21 protein-coding genes are annotated in these 18,904 nt (G+C 74.0%); 14 read left to right on the forward strand and 7 right to left on the reverse strand.

The genetic code is table 11. From position 1 onward, the window contains the following. Positions 1–74: 74 nt before the first annotated feature. From ACSUPT_RS11485 to rsmI, 6 genes are all read right to left on the reverse strand, one after another. Positions 75–968 (reverse strand): 4-(cytidine 5'-diphospho)-2-C-methyl-D-erythritol kinase, encoded by an 894-nt coding sequence (locus tag ACSUPT_RS11485; RefSeq protein ID WP_351968230.1) that lies wholly within the window; start codon positions 966–968, stop codon positions 75–77. Then, on the reverse strand, positions 965–1,822 hold the full coding sequence (gene rsmA, locus ACSUPT_RS11490; RefSeq protein ID WP_351968231.1) for a 16S rRNA (adenine(1518)-N(6)/adenine(1519)-N(6))-dimethyltransferase RsmA: 858 nt from the start codon (positions 1,820–1,822) through the stop codon (positions 965–967). The genes ACSUPT_RS11485 and rsmA overlap by 4 nt, the downstream gene beginning before the upstream one ends. Beyond that, positions 1,819–3,336: a ubiquitin-like domain-containing protein gene (locus ACSUPT_RS11495; protein ID WP_436944187.1), complete on the reverse strand. Its 1,518-nt coding sequence runs from the start codon at positions 3,334–3,336 to the stop codon at positions 1,819–1,821. The genes rsmA and ACSUPT_RS11495 overlap by 4 nt, the downstream gene beginning before the upstream one ends. 383 nt (positions 3,337–3,719) lie before the next feature. Beyond that, positions 3,720–4,589, reverse strand: a complete 870-nt coding sequence (locus tag ACSUPT_RS11500; RefSeq protein WP_399218961.1) for a TatD family hydrolase — start codon at positions 4,587–4,589, stop codon at positions 3,720–3,722. A gap of 172 nt (positions 4,590–4,761) precedes the next feature. Continuing rightward, positions 4,762–5,289: a hypothetical protein gene (locus ACSUPT_RS11505; RefSeq protein WP_436944188.1), complete on the reverse strand. Its 528-nt coding sequence runs from the start codon at positions 5,287–5,289 to the stop codon at positions 4,762–4,764. A gap of 152 nt (positions 5,290–5,441) precedes the next feature. Continuing rightward, complete coding sequence (gene rsmI, locus ACSUPT_RS11510) at positions 5,442–6,290, reverse strand: 16S rRNA (cytidine(1402)-2'-O)-methyltransferase (protein ID WP_436944189.1); 849 nt, start codon at positions 6,288–6,290, stop codon at positions 5,442–5,444. 81 nt (positions 6,291–6,371) lie between these two features. Here rsmI and ACSUPT_RS11515 point away from each other — a divergent pair, with 81 nt between their 5' ends. The 11 genes from ACSUPT_RS11515 to ACSUPT_RS11565 all read left to right on the forward strand — a co-directional run bounded on the left by ACSUPT_RS11515 (position 6,372) and on the right by ACSUPT_RS11565 (position 15,190). Next, the gene (locus ACSUPT_RS11515; RefSeq protein ID WP_436944190.1) at positions 6,372–8,270 is read left to right on the forward strand and encodes a dolichyl-phosphate-mannose--protein mannosyltransferase; all 1,899 of its coding nucleotides are present in this window, start codon (positions 6,372–6,374) and stop codon (positions 8,268–8,270) included. Positions 8,271–8,502: 232 nt separating this feature from the next. After that, a complete protein-coding gene (locus ACSUPT_RS11520) occupies positions 8,503–9,240 on the forward strand; it encodes a GntR family transcriptional regulator (protein WP_436944191.1) in 738 nt (245 codons plus the stop codon). 441 nt (positions 9,241–9,681) lie between these two features. Then, positions 9,682–10,065, forward strand: a complete 384-nt coding sequence (locus tag ACSUPT_RS11525) for a RapZ C-terminal domain-containing protein (protein WP_436944192.1) — start codon at positions 9,682–9,684, stop codon at positions 10,063–10,065. Positions 10,066–10,165: 100 nt separating this feature from the next. After that, the gene (locus ACSUPT_RS11530; RefSeq protein WP_436944193.1) at positions 10,166–10,387 is read left to right on the forward strand and encodes a hypothetical protein; all 222 of its coding nucleotides are present in this window, start codon (positions 10,166–10,168) and stop codon (positions 10,385–10,387) included. 92 nt (positions 10,388–10,479) lie between these two features. Then, the gene (locus ACSUPT_RS11535; RefSeq protein WP_436944194.1) at positions 10,480–10,746 is read left to right on the forward strand and encodes a DUF6284 family protein; all 267 of its coding nucleotides are present in this window, start codon (positions 10,480–10,482) and stop codon (positions 10,744–10,746) included. Beyond that, positions 10,743–11,597: a protein spdB gene (locus tag ACSUPT_RS11540; RefSeq protein WP_436944195.1), complete on the forward strand. Its 855-nt coding sequence runs from the start codon at positions 10,743–10,745 to the stop codon at positions 11,595–11,597. Before ACSUPT_RS11535 ends, ACSUPT_RS11540 begins: the two co-directional genes overlap by 4 nt. Continuing rightward, on the forward strand, positions 11,597–11,938 hold the full coding sequence (locus ACSUPT_RS11545; RefSeq protein WP_436944196.1) for an RRQRL motif-containing zinc-binding protein: 342 nt from the start codon (positions 11,597–11,599) through the stop codon (positions 11,936–11,938). Before ACSUPT_RS11540 ends, ACSUPT_RS11545 begins: the two co-directional genes overlap by 1 nt. Positions 11,939–11,960: 22 nt before the next feature. Next, positions 11,961–12,170, forward strand: a complete 210-nt coding sequence (locus tag ACSUPT_RS11550) for a hypothetical protein (RefSeq protein WP_436944197.1) — start codon at positions 11,961–11,963, stop codon at positions 12,168–12,170. A gap of 96 nt (positions 12,171–12,266) precedes the next feature. After that, the gene (locus ACSUPT_RS11555; protein ID WP_436944198.1) at positions 12,267–12,458 is read left to right on the forward strand and encodes a hypothetical protein; all 192 of its coding nucleotides are present in this window, start codon (positions 12,267–12,269) and stop codon (positions 12,456–12,458) included. Between the two features lie 92 nt (positions 12,459–12,550). Next, on the forward strand, positions 12,551–14,683 hold the full coding sequence (locus ACSUPT_RS11560) for an ATP-binding protein (protein WP_436944199.1): 2,133 nt from the start codon (positions 12,551–12,553) through the stop codon (positions 14,681–14,683). Positions 14,684–14,911: 228 nt separating this feature from the next. Continuing rightward, positions 14,912–15,190: a hypothetical protein gene (locus ACSUPT_RS11565; protein WP_436944200.1), complete on the forward strand. Its 279-nt coding sequence runs from the start codon at positions 14,912–14,914 to the stop codon at positions 15,188–15,190. Between the two features lie 79 nt (positions 15,191–15,269). On the opposite strand, the gene ACSUPT_RS11570 is transcribed toward ACSUPT_RS11565, so the two are convergent. Then, positions 15,270–16,274, reverse strand: coding sequence for a hypothetical protein (locus ACSUPT_RS11570; protein WP_436944201.1), 1,005 nt, complete (start codon positions 16,272–16,274; stop codon positions 15,270–15,272). A gap of 133 nt (positions 16,275–16,407) precedes the next feature. Here ACSUPT_RS11570 and ACSUPT_RS11575 point away from each other — a divergent pair, with 133 nt between their 5' ends. The 3 genes from ACSUPT_RS11575 to ACSUPT_RS11585 are packed head-to-tail and all read left to right on the forward strand — an operon-like array spanning position 16,408 to position 18,808. Further along, positions 16,408–17,322, forward strand: coding sequence for a bifunctional DNA primase/polymerase (locus tag ACSUPT_RS11575; protein ID WP_436944202.1), 915 nt, complete (start codon positions 16,408–16,410; stop codon positions 17,320–17,322). Continuing rightward, positions 17,319–17,672 (forward strand): hypothetical protein, encoded by a 354-nt coding sequence (locus ACSUPT_RS11580; RefSeq protein ID WP_436944203.1) that lies wholly within the window; start codon positions 17,319–17,321, stop codon positions 17,670–17,672. Before ACSUPT_RS11575 ends, ACSUPT_RS11580 begins: the two co-directional genes overlap by 4 nt. Continuing rightward, positions 17,669–18,808: a DUF3631 domain-containing protein gene (locus ACSUPT_RS11585; protein ID WP_436944204.1), complete on the forward strand. Its 1,140-nt coding sequence runs from the start codon at positions 17,669–17,671 to the stop codon at positions 18,806–18,808. The genes ACSUPT_RS11580 and ACSUPT_RS11585 overlap by 4 nt, the downstream gene beginning before the upstream one ends. The last annotated feature ends 96 nt before the right edge of the window (positions 18,809–18,904 follow it).

The following is an 18,904-nucleotide window of genomic DNA, read 5'->3' on the forward strand; positions in this document are numbered from 1 at the left end:
GCGTACTCAGCGCACCTGCCCGCTGCGTCCGCCCGGCACGGTCGCGGTGCGCGCGCGGCCGGTCGTGCGCGGTCTCAGGCCGTGCGGACGCGCGCGCCCGGCGCGGGGGACGTGGCCGTGCGGGCCGTGCGGCAGGTGCCGGACGCGATGAGCGCGGCCGCGACGGACTCGGCCGCCTCCGCGTCCTTGACCAGGAACGCCGTCGTGGGCCCCGAACCGGACACGATCCCGGCGAGCGCCCCGGCCGCCGTGCCCGCCGCGAGCGTGTCGGCGAGCGACGGGCGCAGGGACAGCGCGGCGGGCTGGAGGTCGTTGGCGAGGGCCCCGGCGAGGGCGGCGGTGTCGCCGGTGCGCAGCGCTTCGAGCAGTCCGGGGGACGCCTCGGGCGCGGGCGCGTCGGGCGTGAGCCGGTCGAACTCCCGGTACACGGCCGGGGTGGACAGGCCGCCGTCGGCGACGGCGAAGACCCAGTGGAAGGCGCCGCCGACGGGCAGTTCCGTCAGGCGCTCGCCCCGGCCCGTGCCCAGCGCGGCGCCGCCCACCAGCGAGAACGGCACGTCGCTGCCCAGCTCGGCGCAGATGTCGAGGAGTTCGGCGCGGCTCGCGCCCGTGCCCCACAGGGCGTCGCAGGCCAGCAGGGCGCCCGCCCCGTCGGCGCTGCCGCCCGCCATGCCGCCCGCGACGGGGATGTCCTTGGCGATGTGCAGGTGCACGTCGGGGGCGATGCCGTGCCGGGCGGCCAGCAGTTCCGCCGCGCGGGCGGCGAGGTTCGTACGGTCCAGGGGCACCTGGTCCGCGTCGGGTCCCTCGCACGTGATGCGCAGCGTGTCGGCGGGGGTGGCGGTCACCTCGTCGTACAGGGACACGGCGAGGAAGACGTTCGCCAGGTCGTGGAAGCCGTCGGGGCGGGCGGGGCCGACCGCGAGCTGGACGTTGACCTTGGCCGGGACTCGTACGGTGACGCTCACGCTCGGGCCTCCGCGATACGGGCGAACTCTTCGACGGTCAGCGATTCGCCGCGCGCCTGCGGGGACACCCCGGCGGCGACGAGCGCGGCCTCGGCGGCTGCGGGCGAACCGGCCCAGCCGGCCAGCGCGGCGCGCAGGGTCTTGCGGCGCTGCGCGAACGCGGCGTCCACGACGGCGAACACCTCGCGCTTGGAGGCGGTCGTCCGCGGCGGGTCGCGGCGCACCAGGGAGACGAGGCCGGAGTCGACGTTCGGCGCGGGCCAGAAGACGTTCCGCCCGATGGCCCCGGCGCGCTTGACCTCCGCGTACCAGTTGGCCTTCACGGACGGCACGCCGTACACCTTGTTGCCGGGGCGTGCGGCGAGCCGGTCGGCGACCTCCGCCTGGACCATGACGAGGGTGCGCTCGATGGTCGGGAACCGGTCGAGCATGTGGAGGAGCACGGGCACGGCGACGTTGTACGGGAGGTTCGCCACGAGCGCGGTGGGCGGCGGTCCGGGCAGCTCCCGGACGTCCATCGCGTCGGAGTGGACCAGCGAGAAGCGCGTCGCCCGCTCGGGCATGCGCGCGGTGATCGTGGCCGGCAGCGCCGCGGCCAGCGTGTCGTCGATCTCGACGGCGACGACGCGGTCGGCGGCCTCCAGCAGGGCCAGGGTGAGGGAGCCGAGCCCGGGGCCGACCTCCACCACGACGTCGTCGGGGCGGACCTCCGCGGTGCGGACGATGCGCCGGACGGTGTTGGCGTCGATGACGAAGTTCTGACCGCGCTGCTTGGTGGGGCGTACGCCCAGGGCGGCGGCCAGTTCGCGGATGTCGGCGGGGCCGAGGAGGGCGTCGGGCTCAGTGGTGCTCACCGATACAGCCTACGGCCGCACACCGGCCACGGGCTCGCCCCCCGCTGCGCGTAGAGCTTCTTCGCCCGGTATGTCTGTTCGGCGGCGGAGGCGTCCTGGGGGCGGCCGCTGCCGCCGACGGAGCGCCAGGTCCGCACGTCGAACTGGTACAGCCCGCCGTACGTGCCGGTCGGGTCGACGGCGTCGGGGCGGCCGCCGGACTCGCACGCGGCGAGCGCGGCCCAGTTCAGGTGCCCGGTGCCCGCGACGGAGGGGGACTGCCGTGCCGGGACCGCCTCGGGGGCGGCGGCCTGCTGCCGGGCGGACTGGTTCCCGGAGCCCGGCTGCGGGGCGGCGGTGGCGCTGTGGCGGGGCTTCGCGGGGCGCTCGCGGGTGCCGACGCGCACGACGCGCGCCACGGGCTCGCGGACCAGGGCGGTGCCGGTCCTGCGGGTGCGCTCCGGGACGCCGTCGACGGTGCGGATCTCGTACGTGAGGCGCCGCAGGCCCGGGCGGCCCTGCCGGTCGACGACGTACGCGCCCCGGTACAGCCGGGGGTCCCGGACGCGGCGCACGGCGTACGGGACGGTCTCCCACCGGGTCTCGCGGCGGTCCCGCACCCGCTGGACGGTCACGGTCTGGCCGTCGCGGGGGAAGGCGCCGGGCGGGACGGAGATCCTGTCCAGGCCCTGGAGGGTGATGCGGGCCTGGCGCAGCGCCTCGGCGACGGTGGCGGCGTGGGTGCGGACCGTGCGCTCGCGTCCGTCGGCGCGGAAGGTCACGGCGCGTTCGGTGCGGACGGCGAGGGCCAGTCCGTCGCGGCCGATGGGGGCGGAGCGGGAGACGGAGAGCCGGGCGCCGCGCGCGCGGACGCCGAGGGCGCGCAGCGCCTCGTCCACGGTGCGGGCGGTCGTCCACACCCGGCGGGCCTCGCCGTCGACGTCCAGGCGGAGGGGGCGGCCCCAGCGGACGGCGACCTCCTGCCCGCCCGTCAGGGGCGTGCCGGGCGCGGGGGTGACGCGGTCGTGCGGGCCGGTGGCGATGTCCTGGGCGGCGAGCAGCTCGCCCACGTCGTCGGCGAAGGTGTGCAGCGTCCGGCGCTCGCCGTCCACGCTGAGCCGGACCGCCTTGTGGTCGGTGACGAGCACCCCGCCGCTGACCAGCAGCGCGACGAGCCCGGCGACCACGAGCACCTGCGGGAGCAGCCGGCGCGCGACGGCGGGGGCGGGGACGGGGGCGGGGGCGGGGGCTGCGGCCGAGGACTCCGGGGCGGCCGGGACGCCGGCGCCCCGGGGCTCGCGCTTGCCGGGGGCCTTGGGCTGGGCCTCGGGGGCGCCGGGGGGCGTGGCCTTGGGCTTGGCGGGGGGCTTGGAGGCGCCGGGGGACGTGGCCTTGGGCTTGGCGGGGGCCTTGGCCGTGGCCTTGTCGGCGGCCCTGGGCTTGGCCTCGTCGGCGGCCTCGCGCTTGGCCTTGGCCCGGGTGCCGCGCCGGCCCGTGGGCCTGCCGGGGGCGGCCGGGGCCTCCCGGGCACTCACGGCCTCGGCGGCGGGTGGAGCGGGGAGCGGGCCGGCGGGATCGGGCGGCGGGCCCGGATCCGGCGGCACACCCGGATCCGGCGGCGCACCGGGATCGGGCGGCGGTCCGGGATCGGGCCAGGGGCCGGGGGCGGGCGGGGAGCCCGGTTCAGGGGGTACGCCGGTTTCGGGAGGCGCGGCGGACACCCGTACGGCCCCGCTCGGCATCGGCGCGCGAGCGCGCGAGGAGGCGCCCGAGGCGGCGCGGGGGCGGGTCGCGGCGGGGGTCGGACGGCGGCGGCGCTTGCGAGAGGTCTTCACGAAGCCGGGACCCTAGCCCAGACCAGTCACATAAACGTATCACTCGACTACACGCCGTCGTGTCGCGACCCCCGTCGCCGCCCTCAGTAGGCGAACGCCCGTGCGGTGTTCTCCGCGATCGCCGTCGCCATGGCCTCCTCGCCGATCCCCCGTACGGCGGCCATCGCGCGCACGGTGACCGGGATGAGGTACGGGGCGTTCGGCCGCCCCCGGTACGGCGCGGGCGTCAGGAACGGCGCGTCGGTCTCGACCAGCACCAGCTCCAGCGGGGCGACCGCGAGGGCGTCGCGCAGCGGCTGGGCGTTCTTGAAGGTGACGTTCCCCGCGAACGACATGTAGTAGCCGCGCTCGGCGCAGATCCGGGCCATGTCGGCGTCGCCCGAGTAGCAGTGGAAGACGGTCCGCTCGGGGGCGCCCTCCTCGGCCAGGACGCGCAGCACGTCGTCGTGGGCCTCCCGGTCGTGGATGACGAGCGCCTTGCCGTGCCGCTTGGCGATCTCGATGTGGGCGCGGAACGAGCGCTCCTGCGCCTCCTTGCCCTCGGGCCCCGTACGGAAGTAGTCGAGGCCCGTCTCGCCGACGGCCTTGACGTGGTCCAGCGCGGCGAGCCGGTCGATCTCCGCGAGCGCGTCGTCCAGCGCGGCGTCCCCGCCCGCCTCACGCGCGCCCTGCCGCGACCACCCGTCAGGATCACCGAGCACGATGCGGGGCGCCTCGTTGGGGTGGAGGGCGACGGCGGCGTGGACGTTGTCGTACTGGGCGGCCGTCTCCGCGGCCCACCGGGAGCCCTTCAGGTCGCAGCCCACCTGGACGACGGTCTCCACACCGACGAGCCCCGCCTTGGTCAGGGCCTCCTCGACGGTCGGGGCCTGCATGTCGAGGTGGGTGTGCGAATCGGCCACCGCGACGGGCAGGGGCTCGGGCAGCGGCGGCGGGGCGTCCTTGGCACTCATGCCCCGATCGTACGAAAGGCGGGCGCCCGATCTCCCCCGTACGACCCCGGCCCCGCGCCCGTACGACCCCGGCCCCGCGCCCGTCCGCCCCGGCGGCGACCTCCCGCCCCGGCGGGGCCCCTACGCCCCAGTGGGCCGGGGCGTTACGCCGCAGCGGGCGGCCCCGTGCGCCTCAGTGCCGGTGGAAGGGGTGCAGCAGATGCGAGCGGCGCCTGCGCCGCGCCTCGTCCGTACCGGCCGCCGCGCCGCGCCCGCCGCCCGGCCCGGCCGGCTCCTCCACGCGCGTCGCCCCGGAGCGCTCCGCCTCCGGCCCCGTCACGGTGTCCGCGCCGGCCGGCGGGGACGTCACCTCCAGCTCCTGGCCGAGCGGTCCGGCGGCCGCCACCGGCGCCGCCCTGCGGTAGCCCGGCCTGGACGGCCCCGCGCCGGTGGGGCGGGCCTCACCGTGGTCGAGGACGACCGAGATCCGGCCGGAGCCCATGATCCGGACGACATGGCGCCCGCAGTTGGGGCAGGTCGGCTTCGAGAGCGGAGAGGGGACGCGCCGCCCGTCGGCGCGGTAGATGACGAAGTCATGGCCGGCGACGTCGGTGTGGTGCTCGATCTCGTACGCCTGCTCCCAGCCGTAGCCGCAGCCCAGGCAGGCGAAGGCGTACGCCTCGTGGCCGACCGGGATGCCGGGGGTGGGGGTCTCGCTCATGCCCGCTCCTTCCCGCCGCCACGCGGGAAGCCTTCGCGCCACGGCGTGCCTCAACGGGTGAGGGCTGTGCCTTTCACCATAGCTCTATCGCCTTATGCCCGTGTTGCCCGATTTCCCGGCCTCAGTCCCGGCCCGCCCGGTCCCGCTCCCGGTCACTCCCCCGCGTTCTTCGCGGCGACGACCGCGTCGAACACCTCCCGCTTGGGCAGTCCCACCTCGGCGGCGACGGCGGCGATGGCCTCCTTGCGCCGCTCCCCCGCCTCCTCCCGCACCCGGACGCGCCGGACCAGCTCGGCCGGACCGAGGTCGGAGGGCCCGGCCTCGGGCGCGCCCTCCACGACGACGGTGATCTCGCCCCGCACGCCCTCGGCGGCCCACGCGGCCAGCTCCCCGAGGCCGCCGCGCCTGACCTCCTCGTACGTCTTGGTCAGCTCCCGGCACACGGCGGCCCGCCGGTCGGCGCCGAACACCTCGGCCATCGCGGCGAGCGTGTCGTCCAGGCGGTGCGGGGCCTCGAAGTAGACGAGGGTGCGGCGCTCGGCGGCCACCTCGCGCAGCCGGCCGAGCCGCTCCCCGGCCTTGCGGGGCAGGAAGCCCTCGAAGCAGAACCGGTCCACGGGCAGTCCGGACAGGGCGAGCGCGGTCAGCACGGCGGACGGGCCGGGCACGGCGGTGACCTTGATGTCCCGCTCGACGGCGGCGGCGACCAGCCGGTAGCCGGGGTCCGAGACGGACGGCATGCCCGCGTCGGTGACGAGCAGCACCCGCGCGCCGCCCGCCAGCGCCTCGACCAGCTCGGGCGTCCGCGCGGTCTCGTTGCCCTCGAAGTACGACACGACCCGGCCGCGCGGCTGCACGCCGAGCGCCTGGGTGAGGCGCCGCAGCCGGCGGGTGTCCTCGGCGGCGACGACATCGGCCTCGGCCAGCTCGGCGGCGAGACGGGGCGGGGCGTCGGCGACGTCGCCGATGGGGGTACCTGCGAGTACGAGCGTTCCAGTCACGCAGCCAGTCTCGCAGCAGCGCGGGGCGCGCTGGCGGGCCGGGCGCGGGAGTCGTACGGGGGTGTTCCCTACGATGGCGCGGTGACCAGTACTGCGCCTCAGGCCCTGCACGGACAGGACGGCCCCGGCGGGCCCGCCGCGCCCCCCGGGGGGAACCCGCCGTCCTGGGAGCGGCGCCTGCGCCGGTTCGGGTACGCGCCGCGCCCGGTGACCGGGCTGCGGGAGCGGCTGGTGCCTCCGTACGCCGGTCCTTCGGGCCGCTGGCACGGGCTGCCGCCGCGCACCGCGCAGCGTCTGCTGCGGGCCGCGGCGTGGGGCGGTCCGCTGCTGGTGGCGCTGGTCGCGGGGGTGCTGCGGTTCTGGAACCTGGGGTCGCCGCACGCGGTGATATTCGACGAGACGTACTACGCCAAGGACGCGTGGGCGCTGATCCACAACGGCTACGAGGGCGCGTGGCCGAAGGACGTCGACGCGTCGATCCTGCGGGACCCCGCAGCGGTGCCGGTCCCGGTCGATCCGGGCTATGTGGTGCACCCGCCGGTCGGCAAGTGGGTCATCGGGCTCGGCGAGTGGATGTTCGGCTTCGACCCGTTCGGCTGGCGCTTCATGGTGGCCGTGTGCGGGACGCTGTCGGTGCTGATGCTGTGCCGGATCGGGCGGCGGCTGTTCCGCTCGACGTTCCTCGGCTGCCTGGCGGGCGGGCTGCTCGCGGTGGACGGGCTGCACTTCGTGATGAGCCGTACGGCGCTGCTCGACCAGGTGCTGATGTTCTTCGTGCTGGGCGCGTTCGGCTGCCTGCTGGCCGACCGGGACTGGGCGCGGCGGCGGCTGGCGGCGGCGCTCCCGGTGGACGCGGACGGGGTGCTGCGGCCGGACACGCGGATCGCCGAGACGCTGCGGCTCGGCTGGCGGCCGTGGCGGCTTGCGGCGGGCGTGATGCTGGGCCTGGCGGCGGCGACCAAGTGGAACGGGCTGTACATCATGGCCGCGTTCGGGCTGCTGACGGTCGTGTGGGACGTGGCCGCGCGGCGCGTGGCGGGGGCGCACCGCCCGTACGCGGCGGCGCTGAAGCGCGACGTGCTGCCCGCGTTCGTCTCGACGGTGCCGGTGGCGCTGGTGACGTACGTGGCGTCGTGGTCGGGCTGGATCGCCTCCGACAAGGGCTACTTCCGCGACTGGGCGGCGACCGGCGAGGGCCGGGACAGCTCCTGGTCGTGGCTGTTCCCCGACTGGTGGCGGAGCCTGTGGCACTACGAGTCGGAGGTGTACACCTTCCACGTCAACCTGACGTCGGGGCACACCTACGAGTCGAACCCGTGGAGCTGGATCGTCCTGGGCCGCCCCGTCTCGTACTTCTACGAGTCGCCCGCGCAGGGCGAGAAGGGCTGCCCGGCGGACGCGGCGGAGAAGTGCGCCAGCGAGGTCCTGGCCATCGGCACGCCGCTGCTGTGGTGGGCGGCGTGCTTCGCGCTGCTGTACGTGCTGTGGCGCTGGCTGTTCCGCCGCGACTGGCGGGCGGGCGCCATCCTGTGCGCGGTCGCGGCCGGGTGGGCGCCGTGGTTCCTGTACCAGGAGCGGACGATCTTCCTGTTCTACGCGGTGGTGTTCGTGCCGTTCCTGTGCCTGGCGGTCGCGATGATGATCGGCGCGATGCTGGGCCCGGCGGCGCCCCGCACGGCGACAGCCGCGGGACCGGCGGGCGCGACCGGCCTGACGGGCTCGGGCAGCGGACCGGTGGGTGCCGGCCCCGCGGGCTCCGACGTGCCGGGCGCGGGCCCGGAGGCGGCGGTCCCTGCGCCGTACGGCCTCCTGGACCCCTACGCCCGCGCGGAGCGCCGCCGCACGATCGGCGCGATCGCCGCGGGGGTCCTGGTCCTGCTGATCGTCTGGAACTTCATCTACTTCTGGCCGCTCTACACGGGCGAGACGATCCCGATGGACCAGTGGCGCGCCCGGATGTGGCTCGACACCTGGGTCTAGCAGCGTGAACGCACCGGGAGGGCGCGGCCGCCGGCCGCGCCCTCCCGGTGGTTGTCGGTGGTTGCCGGTGAGCGTTGGCGGCCCTTCGACGGCCCACAGACGGCCCGGCCGCACTTCCGCTGACGTGGCGGTGAGGAATCCCATGGCCACACATGCCTCTCCCGTCATGAGGTACCTGGCGTGCCTGTGCCAAGCTGTCATGTGGAACCACCCTAGGGAAGTGAGGAACTGGATGGCGGAGACCGCAAGGGAGATCGCCGACGAACTGCGCGAGCGCATTCGTTCAGGTGAGTTGCGCCCTGGTGCTCGGCTTCCGGGCGAGCCCGCGCTGGTCAAGCAATACGGGGTGGCCAAGGAGACGGCCCGGCGGGCGCTGACTTTGCTGGTGACCGAAGGGTTGGCCGTGCGCCGGAAAGGCAGCGGCACGTACGTCCGGGAGTTCCAGCCGATTCGCCGGGTGGCCAACAAGCGACTTGCCCATGAGGCGTGGGGCAGCGCTCGTTCCATTTGGAGTGCGGACATCGGCGCCCGCCCCATGACCGTGGCCGATCTGCGGGTCTACGAGACCGAGGCCACCGGCGAGGTGGCGCGCGCTCTCAGCCTGGAAGAGGGCGTGAGCGTCGTGGTTCGAGACCGGCTGTACGTGGTCGAAGGGGAGCCGGTGCAGTCTGCCGTCTCCTACCTGCCCGCCGCGCTGGTACGAGGGACGGCGATCACGCAGGAGGACACCGGAGCTGGCGGAGTCTACGCACGGCTCGCCGAGCTGGGCGCCAAGCCGGTGCGCTTCGTTGAGGAGCTGCGCGCGCGCATGCCCAGCCCCGACGAGTCGGACCGCCTGCGTCTGGCCGAGGGGACTCCGGTCGTGGAGATCTACCGCACGGCCCTCACGGAGGACGGTACAGCGGTCGAGGTGAACAGGATGCTGCTGGACGCCGGCGTGTACGTCATGGAGTACCACATCACCGGGTAACCGGAACGGAAGTCATCGGAAGGGGCCCGCCATCGGCGGGCCCTTTCTTCATGCCCTCCGACGCTTGACCTCCCTAGGGAAGTCTGCCTAAATATCCCTAGGGAGGTTCGCCCATCCGAAGGCCCTCAAAGGGGGTTGATCGGCGTGCGCGGACGCTCCTCAGGGGTCCGGGACAGAGCGGACCGAGGGCGCACCCGACCCTTGGCATTCGGGAGGGCTTAGACCGAAAGGTCATGTCCCCATACGCCTTCGCCAGGCATGGCGGCTCTACCTGACACGGGAGTCGCAGACCTGAAGGGGACACCGCAGTACTCAATCTCACCGCAGCCGTTCGACTGCGGCCGGTTGCCTCCTCTGCCCGTCCGGGGCTCCTTCACGGGGTGCCGTACGGGCGGGGTTGAGGGGAGCCGGAAGGCCCGTTCCCGATTCGTAGGAGCCCCTGTGAACGCCACTGTTGAGATCGTTTCGTTCGGGTACCTGCACGCCCCCGAGCCCAAGGCCCACCTGACCGTGGACCTGCGTCAGCACTTCCGGGACCCGCACGTCAGCCCGGAGCTGCGATACATGACCGCCGACGACGCGCCGGTCCGGGAGGCCGTGATGTCCACGCCGGGCATCGCCGCGCTGGTCGAGGCGACGGCGGCCGCGGTCGCCGCGTTCGCGTCCGGCCCGAGTGCCGGGCCCGTGGTCGTGGCCGACGGATGCGCTGGGGGCCGCCACCGCGCGCCGACGTTCGCCCGTGCCCTGGCCGCCCGCCTCCGGGCCGATGGCCACGCGGTCACCGTGCACCACCGGGACCTGGACAAGCCCGTCGTCCAGCGCTGAACCGCCGCCTCTGATCGGTTGCCTGTGGCCCCGGACGCGCTCCGGGGCCGCGGGGAGCCGGGACAGTCCCGAGCCCCGCCGCATTCCACAAGGAGTCCTCATGGGTGCCGCCCGTCACTTCTTTCGCCGCTCCGAGGTGTCCGACGCGCAGGTCGCCGCCGACATCAAGGACGACATCAAGGCCTCCCACAAGGCGCAGCGCGACCTGGCGGCCGCTGGCCAGCACGGTCCGGCGGAGGGTATGCGCAAGGCCACCGACGAGTACCTGGACGAGTACAACGACCTGAAGTCGGGCCGCTGGTTCCCCAAGCACGCCCGCTGACCCGCACACACCCCCGAAACGGCAAGAGGCCCCGGAGTTGCAGCTCCGGGGCCTCGTTGTGGGCCGTTCCTGTTGGAAGGGAGCACGACCCAATGAAGTCCATCGAAACGCGGCTCGCGGCTGTTACGGCCGTGCCGTTCGACGGTGAGCCGTCGGCGGCGGAGCTGACCGCAATCGAGCTGGAGCTTCCGCTGATCCTGGCGGAGGTGGACCTGCTGGACGCGCAGATCATGACCCTGGACCGGCCGGTCACGGAGCTGGACGCCCGGCGCATCCGCCGGGCCCGCCACCGCGTCCTGGCGGCCCGCCGGGACCTGACGAACCGCGCCACGGTGGTGCAGGCGGGCGGTGCGGCATGAACGCCAAGACCACTGGCCCGGCCGTCGCGATGACGGCAGTGTCCATGGTGCTGACCCTCGCGGTCGTCATGATGTGGCTGGGGGCGGCGGTGCCGTGGCCGGTCGCTCTGGTCGTCGGTCTGGGGATCGACGGCGGCTGGCTGGCCACCCTCGCCTACGAACGCCGCCTGGCCGCGCAGGGCGACCACTCTCCCGCCGTCACCGCCGTCGGGTGGGGCTTCGGCCTGGTCGCCACCGCCGTCCTCGTCGCCCACGCGCTGACCGCCGAGGACAACGCCGGCGCGTGGCTGGCAGTCGCCTGGCTGCCCCTGGCGGCCAAAGCCTTGTGGCTGGTGCACGGGTTGTGGGAGCGCACCGCGCTGACGGCGCACGCGCTCAAGACCATCCGGGGCATCCAGCAGGACGCCCGCGACGAGGCGGCCGTGGCGCGTGCCCGGCTGCGGGCGGACGCGGTCACGGAGGAGACGCGGCTGACGGCCGTCACACAGGCCGGGGCACGCGTCGCACGCGTCCAGGCCCGCACCGCGCAAGCCCTCGCACGGGCGTGGTCGACCCTGGAAGCAGTACGAGGCGGTGAGGACACCGCACGGGCCCTGACCTGCGTGACGGGCCGCGTCACACCTGGCGTCGCACCCTCCTGGGAACTGCCCGTCTGGGGCCCCACCACCCCACTGCCCGCGCTGGACGCGGCACCCGCGCTCACCGATGCGGAGCTGGACCGGCTGGTGGACGAGATCCGCCGCAGCGAAACCCCGGCCCTGTCCTACCGGGAGATGGCCACCCGCTTCCGCGCCGCCGGGCACTCCGCCTCCGAGACCCGTCTGCGCGCCGCGTGGAAGCGCGTCGCGTGATGGGCGCCCTGCCCGTCTACCGGTGGCGCCTGGCCCCCGATGGGCTGGCCACCCGCCGCCAGCTGAGGGCACGCGGGCTGCGGCCCGGCGGCCAGCCGGTGGCCGCCCAGCTCGAACAGCCGCGCCGCCGACGGGGGCCGCTGGTCGCCTACCTCTACCGCATCGACCTGGCCAAGCCGGTCCGGCCCATGACGCCGGGCCGTATCGCCGCCCTCCAGGCCGCCATGGCCGCGCGGCGCACGTGCCCGAGCTGCCGACGTGATGCCGGGTACTGCATCCCGCCCACGCTCGGCATGTGCGTCCCCTGTGCCTACCCCGACGGCCAGCGCGACGCCGCCTGAGTCCCTGATGAGGAGTGATCGCATGGGTCTGTTCCGCCGCAGCAGTAGCGAGACGCCCGCCGCCGACGACGCCCGCACCCGTCGGCTCCTGGACCGGGCGGACGACGCGTTCCAGCACGAGCCGACGACCGGCCTGGACGCCGACTTCCAGTCGGTCGTGATGGAGGGCCTGATGAGCGACAAGGCCGTCGACACCTACCCGCCCACCGGCCACGGATACCCGCGCCGCTGAGCCCGCCGCCCTGACGCCTGCCCGATCCACCCCCGCCCGCGCGGGGGTGGTGAGGGGAGCCGGACAGCCCGGCCCGCCGCAGGAAGGGACAGCCCCATGCCGAGCAAGGAACAGCTCGCCACCGCCGCCGTCGTCGCCGGACGGGCCATGGTCCGCACGGCCGAGGAGCACGGCATCGACTCCGACGCCGCCCAGCGGGCCGCCGCCCTGGCGGCCCGCGCGCTGACCGCCGCCGAGAACGCCGGTTGCACCATCGACGACTACGCCCGCGCCCGCCACGCCCACTGACCACGCCCCGGAGCGGCCGTCACCCGGCCAAGGACTATCGGCCGCTCCGGGCCCTCATCCGCCCACACCACGGGCAGACAGGAGCCTCAAGCATGACGGACAACGTCGTACACCTCTTCAAGGACCCGCCCCCCGACACCGCCGAGGCGCCCACTCCGGATGCTCCGCTTGCCGTCCCTGTGCCGTTGGAGGCCGCCGAGGTGCGTCCGGTGCCGGTGTGGCGCCGCAGCGGGCGAGCGGTGGTGCGGGCGGCGCGGGATGAGCGGACGCGGGCCGTCGGGCGGGCCGTGGTCCGGCACGGCTCGTACGTGGTCGGCGGAACGCGGATCGTGACCCGCCGGGCGTGGGACGGCCGTACGGCGGCGCGGTACGAGCGGATGATCCGCGCCGCCGAAGCCGCCGGGAACCTGGAGGCGGCCGCGGAGTGGGAGGAGCGCGGCCGGCAGTACCGCGCGGCGCGTCACCAACGGCGCATGGACCTGCTGACCTCCCCGGAGCGTCTGGTGAAGAACGCCGCCTACGCCACCGGCGGCACCCTCGGCGGACTCCTCCTGCTCGGTATCGCGCTCGCGGTGGCGACGAAGCAACCGGGAGACGTGGTCACCCCGCTGATGGCGGTGGTGGAGTTCATCGAGCTGATGATCGTGATCGTCTCGGTGGTGTGGGGACCGGCCGTCGCCGTGGCGCCGTGGCTGGTCCTGTGCGGGCTGTGGGCGGTCGGCCGCCACCAGCAGGCGGCGCCGCAGTGGGCCCTTCCCGCCCAGCAGCGCACCAGCGACGCCGGGGCGCCGATCACGCCGTCCATCGTCGTCACCGCCCTGCGAGATCTCGGTATCGCGCCGCTGCGCAAGGCCATCAAGGAGATGGGCGACGCCGGCGCCGCGATGCTCAGCCCCATCAAGATCGCCGGATGCGGGGTCGAGGTGGACGTCACCCTCCCCTCGGGTGTCTCCACGCAGGAGGTGCAGGGGCGGCGCCGGAAGCTCGCGGAGAACCTGTCCCGGCACGAGCACGAGGTGTTCATCACCATTCCGCAGGCGGCCCGCACGGTCCGGCTGTGGATCGCGGATTCCGGCGCGCTGGACGAGCCGATCGGGCCGTCCCCGCTCGTCCTGGACGCCGAGCTTCGGGCGGACTACAAGAAGGGCAAGGCGCCGTGGGGGCAGGACCTGCGCGGGGATGCCGCCGCCTTGAGCCTGTATCAGCGGCACATGCTCGTCACCGGCCTGTCCAACCAGGGCAAGACCGCCGCCGTCCGCGCGCTCGCCCTGTGGCTCGCCCTCGACCCGAGCGTGGAGTTCCGGATCGCGGACCTGAAGGGCGCCGGGGACTGGGCGATGTTCGACGGCATCGCCACCGTCCTCATCCAGGGCCCCACCGATGACCACGTCATCCAGGCCACCGAGATGGTCGAGTCCGGGGTCACGGAGATGGAGCGGCGCCTGACCGCCCCGCCCGGCACCGCCTTCCCGCCGCTCATCGTCCTGGTGGATGAGGCGCAGGTCGCGTTCATGTGCCCGGCCGTGGACGAGGAGAAGCGCCCCTACGGCGGCTCCAAGGCCACCTCCCGGTACTTCATGGCGGCACGGAAGATCCACAACCAGGGGCGGGCGGTGAACGTGCTGCTGTGGCAGGGCACGCAGGACCCCACCGACCAGAACCTCCCCAAGCTCGTCCGCGAAGGCGCCCACACCCGCGCCTCCCTCGCCCTCGGCACCGAGTCACAGGCCCGCATGGCGCTAGGAGACAAGGCCGTCGACGGCGGCGCCGCCCCGCACCTGCTGCGCCAGGGCCTGGACAAGGGCACCCTCGTCGTCGCCTCCGACGGCATCGACATCCCCGCCGGGCAGGCGTCCATCACCGTGCGGACGCACTACATCGACACCGAAGCCGCGGCCGAGGTGGCCGCACGGGCGCGGGCCCTGCGCGACGGGGTCACCACCCTGCGCGTCATCGACACCGACGAGCCGAGCCACCCGCTCGCGGACATCGCCGCCGTCATCGGCACCGCCCCCCGTGTGCTCACTCAGGACGTGCTCCAGCGGCTGGCCACCACCAACCCCAAGGCATACGGGGCGTGGACGAACGGCGACCTCAAGCGCGTGCTGGAGGGCACCGGCGCCGAGCCGTACAAGTCCGACGGCCGCATGGTCGTCAGCCGCGACCGCATCGCCCGAGCCCTCGCCAACCGGACCGACGACGGTTCCGCTTCCGCCGCCCAGTAGAGGGAAGCGCCCCCGCACCGGGCAGGGAGGCAGGGAGAACTCCCTGAACCCCTCCCTGCACCGCCTCCCTGGCCTTGACCTGCGCAAACGACCTTGCAGGGAGGCAGGGAGACACCCCAGCTCACCGGCCCGAAACCCCCTCCCCCAACACCCGACGAGGGGGTGCTCCCGCCTCCCTGAACACCCACGAGACGCCATTCCGCATCCGCGCTTGGAGGCACCCGCAGCATGCGACCGCGCATCCGCAAAACGACCTGGCCCCGCCCCGCGCTGATCCTCACCGACACCCCTCGCCTCGACTGCCCGTACTGCCGGGGCGAGGGCGGCTACCACCACGACTACGGTGACCCGTTCACCGGGGAGTACGCGGGCACCGAGTGGGAGCCCTGCCCCTGCTGGAACGACAACCGCCGCTGGACCCTTCTGCCCCTCCCGCGCCTGCCGCGCCGCCGCACCGGCCCCGACCCGTGGGCCCCCGGCGGATACAGCGACGAGCCGCCGTTCTAGTCGGGACTTTCCTTAGCGGCGTTGGCAGGGCGGCCATCTTCTGGCGGAGATGGCCGCCCTGGCGGGACCGGGACGAGATCTACGGGGCCGGCGGCAGGGGGAAGCCCGTGAATCCGTTGTCGGTCTGGAAGACCAGGTGAATGCCCTGCTGGGCCAGGAGGTCCTTGACGTCGGCGCTGGGCTCACTGGGCAGGAGGACCGCGACACGAAGCCCATCCGGGTTGGGGATGTGGCGACGGTAGTCCGCAAGCTGGCCGATGGCCATGCGGACGTTGTTCCGGGTGGTCTGGCCCTTCGCCTCGTACAGGGCATGGTCAGTGACGTCGTACAGGTCCGGAGTCAGGGCGCCGACTTCTCCAGCAAGGGTGATCTGGAACGTCTTGTGCTGGTGGCCAACCGCGCTCAAGTGCTTCTTGAACGCCTCCATCAGCAGGCCCTCCCGGCGCACCACCTTGCGCTGACCACCAGGGATGTTCGCGATCGTTTCGGCGGTGGCGTGCTCCTCGGAGTTCTTGTCCTTCACCCCGCTCTGCGTCGGGATCCGCGGCTTGACCTCGATCTCCTCGATCGTGGTGGCGGGCGCCGGCTGCAGCCGGTCCTCTTCCGTCCAGGCCGGCGTCGAGCCGGCCACCGGCCGCAGACGGAACACCAGGACGTTGCGCATCTTGTTGTCCTTGCCCAACCCCCGGCGGACCTCGACCGGGTTGACCGGGTCAACGACCATCTGCCCGATGTAGCGCTGGCGCATCGTGCCAGTGCCGGGAACCTTGCCGTGGGCGACGAACAGGTGCAGTTCCCGCCCGTCCTCGACGTGGTAGCGCAGCGACTTGTTCCGGCTCTTCAGCTCCTGGTCACCAGTCGCCCCATAGCCGGTGTACAGGTACAGCGGCCCGTACTCGTCGTCCTCTGCGCGCCCGTCGAAGGTGTAGCCGTACTCCGCGCCGGCCGACGGGTCGGAGTACACGAACACCTTCTTCGCCGCCGCGGCCGGCTCAATGCCCTGGAAGGTCCCACAGCCGAAGGCCGCCGCGATCGCATCGCGAGTCGTGATCATGCCCGGCACAAGCTCAAGGGTCGTCGTCATGGACCGACCTTAAGCAACCCCACTGACACCCCACGCTCCGATTTCCCGCGTGGGTAAGGGCGGTCCCCTCACGCCAATGACCGGGACCGCCCTCGCATCCAGTTCCACTCACAGATCTGGAGGTTCACCCAGCATGACCCAACACGCCGACAACCGTCGAGCGATCCTGCTGAACGCCGCACTGGACGTCGCTCGAAAGGGCTGGCACGTCTTCCCGCTCCGCCCCGGCGCCAAGCGGCCCGCCCTCCACCACGAGGCCCAGTGCCCCCGTACCGGCGCCTGCGCGGGCGGCCACATGAAGTGGGAGCAGCGCGCCACCACCGACCCCGGCCGCATCCGCGCCGCCTGGTCGGCGGGGGCGTTCAACGTCGGCGTTGCCACCGGCCCGTCCGGGCTGGTCGTCGTGGACTTGGACGCGCCCAAGGGCAAGGGCTGTTCGGACGCGCCTTGCGGCGCGGCGTTCTTCGGGGCGCTCTGCGAGCGCGCCGGGCACGCCGTCCCGGCGACGTTCCGGGTGCGGACTGCGGGCGGTGGTGAGCACCTGTACTTCCGCGCGCCCGCCCGGGTGAGGCTGAGGAACACCGCCCGGTCGCTCGCGCCGCTGGTCGACACCCGCGCGTGGGGCGGCTACGTCGTCGCCCCCGGCAGCACCGTCCACGGCGCCCCGTACGAGGTCGTGGACGACCGGCCCGTCCTCGAACTCCCCACATGGCTCCACGACATGCTCCAAGCACCGAGCAAGCCCACCGCGACCGTGTTCCGCCCGATGGTGCACCGGGACGTATCGCGGGTCGCGCGGGTGGCGCTGGAGCGGGAGACCGCCGCCGTTGCGGCGTCGCTGGAGGGTGGCAGGAACGCCGCGTTGCTGCGGGGCGCGCGGGCGGTGGGGCGGTTCGTCGCGTGGGGCGACCTCCCCCGCCACGTGGCCGAGGAGGCTTTTCAGGAGGCGGGCGAGGCGGCGGGACTGCCGCCGGCCGAGTGCCGCGCCACCATCCGTTCCGCACTCGACTGGTCGATCCGTACCGCCCGCCCGAGGGAGGCGGCATGAGCACCCACCAGCCCCGCCCCCGCCTGAAAAGCCCCACCCCGGTCGCCGGTGACCGGCTCCCCGCCGGACTGGCCCCGGCCAACGGCGGCGGTGGTGCGCCGAAGGTCGCCGCCGAAGGCGTCCTCTTCAGTTCTGACCCGCACGCGGGCGACGGCCGCCGCATCGTCGGCATGCTCCACATCACCGCGCCCGGACGCGGCGCCGTGCCGACCGCCACGTCGGTCTGCGCGTGCGGCCGCAACCGCTCCGCCGTCGGCCACCGCCGCGTGGCCGCCCTGATCGAGGAACACACCGCCCACCGCACCGCCTGCCCCCTGCGCCACCACCAACCCGAGAGGACCGCCGCATGACTCAGCAGCACATCGACGGGGCGGCCCTGCTGAACGAGGTGGAAGCGTTCCACCGGCGCTTCAACGTCTTCCCCACTGAAGCCGCCTACGTCGCCGTCGCCCTGTGGGACGCCCACGCCCACCTGCTGGACTGCTTCGACTCCACGCCGCGCCTGGCGTTCCTGTCCCCGGAGCCGGGGTCGGGCAAGTCGCGGGCGCTGGAGATCGTGGAGACGCTGGTTCCTCAGCCGATGGTGGCGGTGAACGCGTCGGCGGCCGCCCTGTTCCGGGCCGTGTCCGGCGCGGAGGGGCGCCCCACGATCCTGTTCGACGAGATCGACACCGTCTTCGGCCCCAAGGCCGGGGAGAACGAGGAACTGCGCGGCTTCCTGAACGCCGGGCACCGCCGCTCCGGGGTGACCTACCGGTGCGTCGGGGACGGCGGCAACCAGAGCGTCGTGGCGTTCCCCTCGTACTGCGCTGTCGCGGTCGCGGGTCTCGGCTCGCTGCCGGACACGATCCTGACCCGGTCCGTCATCGTCCGCATGCGCCGCCGCGCCCGCAACGAAAAGGCCGAACCGTTCCGGGCCCGCGTCCACACCGCCCAGGGCCACGCCCTGCGCGGCCAGCTCGCCGCGTGGGCCGACCACGTCCGCCCGAAGGTCGACGGGGTGTTCCCCGTTATGCCCGAGGAGGTCACCGACCGCCCGGCCGACGTGTGGGAACCGCTCATCGCCGTGGCCGACGCGGCCGGCGGCGCCTGGCCCGAGCGGGCCCGTGCCGCGTGCGTGGAGCTGGTGAACGCGGCCAAGCAGGACGACAAGGGCAGCATCGGCATCCGCCTGCTCACCGACCTGCGCGACCAGGTCTTCCCCGGCATCGACCGCCTGCCCACCGTCGCCATCCTCGACCGCCTCCACAGCCTGGACGAGGCACCGTGGGCCGACATGGGCGGCAGGCCCCTGGACGCCCGCGGGCTGGCCAAGATGCTCCGCGAGTACATGACCGGCGACAACACCCCCATCGCCGCCCGCAACATCAAGTCCGGCACGGGGGTCCTCAAGGGCTACTACGCCGCCGACCTCGCCGACGCCTGGACCCGCTACTGCCCCCCGCCCCCCGCAGGAAGCGCTACATCCGCTACCTCCGCTACCTAGCAGGTCACAGCCCCAAAACCGGTAGCGGACGGGCCCGGATCATCCGCTACCCAACGCCGTAAAGCCGCTACCCGCCCGCCCCCGCCCGGCGGGCCG

It is taken from the genome of Streptomyces sp. SudanB25_2051 (assembly GCF_964272635.1).
Lineage (GTDB): Bacteria > Actinomycetota > Actinomycetes > Streptomycetales > Streptomycetaceae > Streptomyces.

Coding starts and splice junctions, on each gene's coding strand:
- ACSUPT_RS11500 (WP_399218961.1), bottom strand. CDS start 4,589: ATGAGTGCCAAGGACGCCCCGCCGCCGCTGCCCGAGCCCCTGCCCGTC.
- ACSUPT_RS11505 (WP_436944188.1), bottom strand. CDS start 5,289: ATGAGCGAGACCCCCACCCCCGGCATCCCGGTCGGCCACGAGGCGTAC.
- ACSUPT_RS11520 (WP_436944191.1), top strand. CDS start 8,503: ATGGCGGAGACCGCAAGGGAGATCGCCGACGAACTGCGCGAGCGCATT.
- ACSUPT_RS11530 (WP_436944193.1), top strand. CDS start 10,166: ATGGGTGCCGCCCGTCACTTCTTTCGCCGCTCCGAGGTGTCCGACGCG.
- ACSUPT_RS11535 (WP_436944194.1), top strand. CDS start 10,480: ATGAAGTCCATCGAAACGCGGCTCGCGGCTGTTACGGCCGTGCCGTTC.
- ACSUPT_RS11540 (WP_436944195.1), top strand. CDS start 10,743: ATGAACGCCAAGACCACTGGCCCGGCCGTCGCGATGACGGCAGTGTCC.
- ACSUPT_RS11545 (WP_436944196.1), top strand. CDS start 11,597: ATGGGCGCCCTGCCCGTCTACCGGTGGCGCCTGGCCCCCGATGGGCTG.
- ACSUPT_RS11550 (WP_436944197.1), top strand. CDS start 11,961: ATGGGTCTGTTCCGCCGCAGCAGTAGCGAGACGCCCGCCGCCGACGAC.
- ACSUPT_RS11555 (WP_436944198.1), top strand. CDS start 12,267: ATGCCGAGCAAGGAACAGCTCGCCACCGCCGCCGTCGTCGCCGGACGG.
- ACSUPT_RS11560 (WP_436944199.1), top strand. CDS start 12,551: ATGACGGACAACGTCGTACACCTCTTCAAGGACCCGCCCCCCGACACC.
- ACSUPT_RS11565 (WP_436944200.1), top strand. CDS start 14,912: ATGCGACCGCGCATCCGCAAAACGACCTGGCCCCGCCCCGCGCTGATC.
- ACSUPT_RS11570 (WP_436944201.1), bottom strand. CDS start 16,274: ATGACGACGACCCTTGAGCTTGTGCCGGGCATGATCACGACTCGCGAT.
- ACSUPT_RS11575 (WP_436944202.1), top strand. CDS start 16,408: ATGACCCAACACGCCGACAACCGTCGAGCGATCCTGCTGAACGCCGCA.
- ACSUPT_RS11580 (WP_436944203.1), top strand. CDS start 17,319: ATGAGCACCCACCAGCCCCGCCCCCGCCTGAAAAGCCCCACCCCGGTC.
- ACSUPT_RS11585 (WP_436944204.1), top strand. CDS start 17,669: ATGACTCAGCAGCACATCGACGGGGCGGCCCTGCTGAACGAGGTGGAA.